The organism is Bacillus sp. JJ1474, assembly GCF_036965225.1.
Taxonomy (GTDB): Bacteria; Bacillota; Bacilli; order Bacillales; family Cytobacillaceae; genus Cytobacillus.
On record NZ_JBALPC010000170.1, the window covers coordinates 1 to 917 of the forward strand.

Here is a 917-nt window from a genome sequence, read left to right on the forward strand (position 1 = left end):
ATTAAACGTTTGATTAATAGAGACCCGAAAAAGTATTAGCGGAATAAAGGATCATTTCGGTCGCAGTGACGCCCGGGAAAATCTTTTTTCACATTAGTCGCATATTAATAGAGACACACAAGAATTCAACTTTCCTGTGTGTCTCTTATTAGTTTATATAAGTATTATTTGCTTACTTAACGACCGCATTTTAATTAACAGGCTGATGAACAACCACTTTTGAAGAGACAAGATTCACAGGATTGGCAATCGTGTCGCCGACAGGGCAATGATCTTCAACGAATGCTTTAAATGCCTCGATTTTATCTTCTGGGGCATCCGTTTCGATATGAAACGTATATCGTATGGATAAGAATCCTGGTCTTACATCAGATTTATTAAAAAACCCGTCTAGGTCAATATCTCCTTCTAATTCAACCCAAAACTTTTGAAGATCGATATTGAATTGCTTCGCATACGTTCTCGCTACGATTGACTGGCACGCACCTAAAGCGGACAGAAGTAGTTCCACCGGATTCATTCCTTTATCCGTTCCTCCTAAGCTAGCTGGCTCATCCACAATGACTTTATGCCCTCTCGATTCTGTTTCCACTAATACATTTTCTTTTAATACTGTTTTTGCTTTAAATGTTGTAATCGCCATCTTTTTCTCTCCCTTTCCTATTTGGACTTCACTTGCTAGCTTTACAGCTTTGGAAAATGAAAACATCTTCTCTAAGATAAGAGAAGGGTGCATGACAAAACATGAAGACATTTTGCCAATTGATCAGCCACTCTTCTAAATTAGGCACCAGGTTTCATCACAAACTGAGTGACTTTAAAAGCTGGATGCAGAGAGTTCGCTGCGTCAGTCCCACCCTTTATCTGGATTAGAAGAATTTAATTCATATTATTCCAATAAGAATTATTGTATTCAT

At 37.9% G+C, this 917-nt stretch carries 1 protein-coding gene; it reads right to left on the minus strand.

The genetic code is table 11. The annotated features are described in order from the left end of the window. Positions 1-190: 190 nt before the first annotated feature. The gene (locus V7164_RS18900; RefSeq protein WP_335354902.1) at positions 191-643 is read right to left on the minus strand and encodes an OsmC family protein; all 453 of its coding nucleotides are present in this window, start codon (positions 641-643) and stop codon (positions 191-193) included. Between the last annotated feature and the right edge of the window lie 274 nt (positions 644-917).